Genomic DNA, 6,223 nt, shown 5'->3' on the forward strand with positions numbered 1-6,223 from the left:
GTCCAGGGCGATCGCCAATGAAACGCCCGAAGGGCGGCGGGCTATCGAAGTCAATCGGCAAATTCATGTTGAGGATAAATCATCTGTCCGAAACACGCTGAATTGGCAGCACCGGCCCTCCGACGCAGAACTGCCCGTGAGTGTCGTGATATCAACTTACAACCGCGGAGCATTTATTGGCGAGAGCATCAAGTCTGTCCTGGCCCAGACTATGGCAGATTTTGAACTTATTATTGTCGACGACGGTTCAACCGACGAGACCCGGGAAGTCGTGTCCTCATTCCGCGACGGGCGTATCCGATACTTCTACCGTTCGAATGCAGGTATTGCGGCAGCGCGGAACTTTGCTGCGTCTGTAAGTCGTGGCCGGTACACGGCTGTTCATGACGACGATGACATCATGCTGCCGTGGCGTTTGGAAAAACATCTGGAGGCGCTGCGGCCGGATCACCACGGTTCCTACGGTGCATGGGCAGACTTCAACAATCAGACGGGCGAGATGTTCCTGAACCCCGGGAAAGACGCGAGTCTCGGCGCCCTACTGAGTACCTCAAAGGTCTATCTTCATCCAACCTTGCTTGTGCAAACGGAAGTCATCCGGCGGCTTGGATATGACGAATCCCTTCGCAGTGGTTCCGACTATAATCTGGCCATCCGGATGATGAGATCGGGTGTGAARCTCAATCACACTGGGTATGTTCACACCCTCAGGCGCCTTCACGGCGGGCAGATCACGGAAACAGACTCGGTTGTACAGAAGACCTCAGCTGTTTTGAGTGCCACAATGGGCCGGACTCCGATGTCAGGAGCCGAGGTGCGTGAGATGAGCAAGAAATACGCGAAAATACCTGTTAAGAATTTGGGCAACCACCCTGATGTCATAGACAGCCTGGCGACCCATCTGCCGAGTCATTTGATTCCTCGGACTGCGGTGGTGCGGCACGAAGTGAACCAAGTCACGCCGACCTTCAACGCATCGCAGTTCTTTGAGCGCAGCCTCCTCGAACATGACTGGGATGGCAACCTGGTTTCCCAGGTCGGTATCTACCGTGACGTCCGCGGTGAGCTTCTGGCCGCGCTTCGGGATGCCGGTTTGTCCGTTGAAACAGGCCAGCCTTCGGCCATCGATTCTCCGGAGCACATAATACTTATGGCAATCGAGGCATTCATCAGTCATCACAGGGCTGAATCTACGGGGCACGACCAGCCGATTCTGGTATATGTTTCCCCGAAACATCTTGATTGGTTGGTGCAATTGGTGACGGCGCATTCGCCTGAAGCTCTGTTCGATAAGCGGATACTGAGCGACGAATCTACGCAGACCCATATCCTCTACGTTACGGGCCTTCCGATGGAAGAATTGGAATCACTAGCTGCATACGCAGGGAAGAAAGATATGTCACTGCGTTCATGGATTGACTTCGCGGGCGATTTTGCCGATGTGGCGGCTTTCTTTGCAACAACTTTGAAAGGCGAACTAGTAAAGTGAAATTCGAATGGCTAGGTAACTCAGAAGCTGGAGGGTCAGCCCTTATCGCCTCGCCCGAGCGCTATGATGCTGTTCCCTATATCGAAGAGCTGATGATAGACGGACGGCCCAGGGTAGTCAGCGCCGATCGGCTAGCTGTCGCCGCCATACTCGCCTTTGGGTTCGACTCCAGCGGACCGATCGAACTGCCCTTTCCAGTCGGTCCGACAACAGCACAGGCGATCCAAGAGTTTTTGAACCCTACTTGGGTTGCAGTCTCGCCTATTGATTTCGTTCCCAAGGCCCTCCCTATCGGTGTGACTCGGATGCACCTGACTATGGATTCGCCGGCCGAGCGGAAGATTCTGAACAGTTTTGAAAAGCAAAGAACGGTTCATTTCGAGCTTCGTCGTTCGGATCGCTATGCCGGTCAGTTGATGTCGCTTGACCATCACATTGTCGTAAGTAATGCATGGATTTTCGGTGAAGCCGAAAGCGAAAGGTCGCTTTTGGCGGCATTGGCTGTTGGCGTACTTTTTGCCGAGAGCCTACAGGTTGATATCGTCGAATTCCCGCAGCTGACGCGTCTGCTACCTGAAACCGCTGAGTCTGTAAACAAGCTGCTCCAATCATGTCGCTTGGCCCTTGACGTTGTTGGGACAGAGAAAAATGCGAGAGAGAACACGGAGGCGAGTTCACGCGGCTAGTGGGCCAACTGTCCTCCGCGCTGGGCGGGCGAAGGGTTCTGATTCAGTTCGTTGGGTCCTGGCTGGTGTGGCCAGCCAGGAACCGCGCAAAGCGGCTCTTCGAGGTTTGTGGGGAATTGAGTCCGTGTCGTAGCTAAAGAAGGGGCCCGTGGCCCTGCTGGGATGAGTGTGTCTAGCATTCAACCAGGAACAGGACCACGAGCCTTGACTGAGCATACCGGGGCGGCGTCCGACGCTGCCACCAGCATCTTCAATCTGCCCGACTACCGCGTCATTTCGGCCACCGTGCTTACTGATGGCCGGCGCCAGATCATCGTTGAAACCGACCAGCCACCGGGCTGCCCGACTTGCGTTGTGGTGGCGACGCGGCGGAAGGAACGGCGCTTCCAACGGATCCGCGACATTCCCGTCGCCGGCGCCGTGGAGGTCCTCTGGTCCAAGTACCGCTGGTACTGCGTGGAACCCAAGTGTCCCCGGCTCTCGTTCTTTGAATCCACCGCCCAGGTCCCGCGCCGCGCCCGCTCCACCGGCCGGCTCCGGGGCCACGTCGTCGATGCGGTCATCAGCTCCGGCCGGGCCGTGTCCGAGACGGCCGCTGCGTTCGCGGTGTCCTGGTGGATGGTCCGTGCCGCGCTGAACGAAGCCTGCTTCCTCACCCTGCCCGACGTGGATGAGCTCAGCCCGCGCATGCTGGGCAGCGACGAACACCGGTTCCGATCCGTGCGGTATTTCCGTGACCCGGACTCCAGCTCGTGGATCCGGCATGAGCCGTGGATGACCACCATCGTGGACCTGGACACCGGCCAGGTCCTGGGAATCGTCGACGGACGGGATCACAAGGGCGTTGGCGACTGGCTGTTCGCCCGCCCGCTTCAGTGGCGGCTGGGCGTGCAGGTCGTTGCGATCGACCCGTCCGCGGCGTTCCGGAAAGCGTTGAGGATGTGGCTTCCCCGCACAGCTGTCGCGGTCGATCACTTCCACCTGGTGTCCCTGGCCAACCAGGCGGTGACAGAGGCCCGGCAGAATCTCTCCCAGCAGGTCAAGGGCCGCCGCGGCCGCGGCATCGACAAAGCCTGGGCCCACCGAATGCTGCTCCTGCGCGCCGGCGACAAGCTCTCTGACAACGCGGCCCACCGTCTGGCTGAGGTCTTCGCCGCCGATGACGCCACCGGCAAGCTCCAGGCAGTCTGGAAGGTCAAGGAACAGCTGCGGGCGCTGCTGGGCACCAACTCCCTGGCCGACGCCGCTGCGGCGAAAGAGGAACTCAAGACTCTCGTTGAGGCCGCCGGAAGGCAGGAGACGAACAAGCTCTATCGCACTGTCTGCCGGTGGTGGAATGAGATCGAAGTCCTCATCGTCACCGGCGCCACCACCGGCAAGGTCGAAGCCAACAACACCGGAATCAAGCACATCAAACGCACCGCCCGCGGCTACCGCAACGCAGGGAACTACAAATCGATTATCCTCATGACCAGTGCCGTCCGGACGGCGGCATGACACTCACCCGAGAATCAATTTCCCCACGAACCGCGAAGAGCCCGCAAAGCCCGATACGCTGGCTCGTGGTCCTGTTCAGGTTAAATGCTTCAACGGCTTTCCGTGGTTGGTAATGAATTTGGGTTCGTGTCTTTAGACGCTGAGGGCCCGTGGTCCTGTTCTGATGGAGGTTCTGGTCGCATCCATCAGAACAGGACGACAGCCTTGATCGAGCCTATTTCCCGGTGCTCTGATGTTGTCAATGAGCGCCTGATGCAACAGGGATGACCGGCAACGCCGTAAAACCGCCGGCCGCCCCCGACCTCGCAGCTTGCATGGCCGAAAGTCTGCAGGCCTTCTGAGGTGATCTAGACTGCCCGCGTCGTCCTCGTCGTTCGTGTCAGTGGCGAAGGACGCGTTCGGGTCGAAGGACGCACGTTCCTTCCTGCTTTGGTTGCTTCGCGCCTGGCGATGTTCCGAGGGCGTGGGAGGGCACATTCGCCTTTCGTCGGGCCACGCACCTCTTCAGTCGGACTCGGCTTCGTATGGAAGCATGCGCAGAGTTCGGTCTGACGGCTGTCAGTGACCAAACACCCACAATTCAGAAGGGAAAAGTGACGATGAAGCCGGAAGAAAGGAAGGGCGGCTCTGGGCGAAGATCGACGTCAATTACGATAACCGGAAGATTGAGGAACTATCCGACGCCGACCCTCTGATGGATGCCCCCGGTGACCGGGCATTCCGTGTACTGGTCGACGGCGATCTAATCCACAAGATTTGACGTCCGGACGCACCAGTTGCAGACTTTGGGAAGTACCAGTCGGACACAGTTGACCTGTCCGAAAAACGGTCCAAGGACGGCTCCCGAGGAGCTCACGTATCAAATCACGAAATGCGCGCTATTTACGTTTTTATTACTGCCAACAAGCAGCAGTGCACGGCGGAGAGTGGCTGAAAGACGCGGAACTAGGCTGAAGTGCGGCTGAACGTGGCACGAAACGGCTCACACGCCGTCTCCCCGTTGATGTCATACGCGTAGGACGGTACGAGGCTCATGGAGTCGATATCGATACTGATGGATGCGGCGTCGGTCGACCGTCCCTCCAGGTAGATGCGCGCCTCGCTGTATCCCGTCATGTCGAACGTTTTGGTGAACCTCTGCCACTCTGTGGTTGCCGACTGGCCTCCAAAACCATTCGCCGTAAGTATCACAGTAGAGGTGGGCACGCCGCTCAGCCCTGTTGACCGTTCGATATCGACGCGAAACCGGCCGCCGGTATTGCGCGAGGCCCGCACCCAGCATGTGAATCGCCACTCTCGGTCCGGACCCGGTTGCGCCGGCGGTTGTGAGGCGCAGGTACGAAGAGCCGGAGTGAGCGTCCGGCTGCGCCGCCCTCACTGCTGCAGTTCCGTTGTAATTCAGCGGGGACAGCATCTTGCCACCGAGTTCGAAGGAAGGATCATCCAGCAGGTTGAGCCTGGGATAGGCCAATGCCCGCGCATCCAGAACCGGTATGTTTCGATCCCGTATTCCTTGAAGCAAAGCACGATGTTCGGCTTCCCCAATGTTAGTGGCTCCTGTGTCAACGTTTGTGGGGGTTATCTCGTGCATGTAGAGACGAATTATATCGCCTCCCACGACAGTCCGGTAATAGAGGTCATTCAAGAATTGTGGCAATACCGATAGTCCTCCCGGATAGCGCCATACGTCCCAGGGCTGGATGGAGGATGAAGGAAAGGTGTAACTTCCCTGTGAATCTGGAGCAGATGCTAGCGACCTTGATCGAGCRTGAAGCCGGGAGGAAATGATCTCAACGTTCTTGTTGGAGGCGTGGTAGGGAGCGACAAACCATATCGGGGGTTCACCCATCTGCGCAAGGATCGCTGCGTACGCTGAATCGATCTGCACACGTATCTCAGAGACTGTAATTTCAGTGAGACGACGATGGTCCCTTGTGTGGTTGCCGATGCTCCAGAGGCCCGAGTCCCGCATTTCCCTTGCCTGACCCCAAGTCAGCTTGGTCGGCCGACCGTCCATCGACCCAGTGGTGACCTCTGAAATGGCGGGAATTCCCAGTTCCTTTATGTATAGGAAATGCCTTTGTGTAATCCGATCGATTCGCGTCATCGTAATGGATGACAGCTCCGCCGCCAAAACCAACGCCACTCGGCGCGAACACGGCAGCCGAAACGCCGGCCGGGATGAGCGCCGAAGCCGACCCGTTGACCGGTCCCGGGCTGAATCCGGGCAATTGATCAGCACCTAAGGGTACCTGGGTGAGGGGCACCGCAACTGCCACCCTAAGAAACTCCGGCGGTCCAGGRTCTCCTGTTCCTAATAGGAAACATCTATGTCTCTCCTTGCCTCCTCAGACGACCTTGGACGAAATCTATCCCCACGGAAACCCGCGGCCCTGTCGCCGCGATCCTCAGTTCACGTAACCAGGAGATTCTTACCGGAAATGTGTGCAACTATTCCATTAGCCCCACCGTCTCACAAACGGCGGAACAACCAATAAACTTTCGTCGCAGATTAGCAAATAACGATGGGTGTGAATCCACTCTCGAACCC

At 57.9% G+C, this 6,223-nt stretch carries 4 protein-coding genes and 1 pseudogene; 3 read left to right on the top strand and 2 right to left on the bottom strand.

Annotation, left to right across the window (positions count from 1 at the left end):
- The 3 genes from AC1DHX_RS20010 to AC1DHX_RS20020 form a co-directional block, all read left to right on the top strand.
- The coding region (locus AC1DHX_RS20010; protein WP_476900412.1) for a glycosyltransferase family 2 protein at nucleotides 1-1,489 on the top strand (1,489 nt) is incomplete at its 5' end.
- Entirely contained in the window at nucleotides 1,486-2,175 is a 690-nt protein-coding gene (locus tag AC1DHX_RS20015; RefSeq protein WP_476857234.1) for a hypothetical protein, read from the top strand. The genes AC1DHX_RS20010 and AC1DHX_RS20015, both read left to right, overlap by 4 nt.
- A gap of 204 nt (nucleotides 2,176-2,379) precedes the next feature.
- The gene (locus AC1DHX_RS20020) at nucleotides 2,380-3,672 is read left to right on the top strand and encodes an ISL3 family transposase (protein ID WP_476857235.1); all 1,293 of its coding nucleotides are present in this window, start codon (nucleotides 2,380-2,382) and stop codon (nucleotides 3,670-3,672) included.
- 945 nt (nucleotides 3,673-4,617) lie between these two features.
- Here AC1DHX_RS20020 and AC1DHX_RS20025 read toward each other — a convergent pair.
- Complete coding sequence (locus AC1DHX_RS20025) at nucleotides 4,618-4,788, bottom strand: hypothetical protein (RefSeq protein WP_476857283.1); 171 nt, start codon at nucleotides 4,786-4,788, stop codon at nucleotides 4,618-4,620.
- Between the two features lie 673 nt (nucleotides 4,789-5,461).
- A pseudogene (locus AC1DHX_RS20030) lies at nucleotides 5,462-5,779 on the bottom strand (polysaccharide deacetylase family protein); the annotation flags it as partial.
- Between the last annotated feature and the right edge of the window lie 444 nt (nucleotides 5,780-6,223).

This window comes from Arthrobacter sp. 05N33_2 (genome assembly GCF_056397425.1).

Excerpts from the sequence above, each read along its gene's own strand:
- AC1DHX_RS20025 (WP_476857283.1), bottom strand. The coding sequence starts at position 4,788 with ATGACGGGATACAGCGAGGCGCGCATCTACCTGGAGGGACGGTCGACC.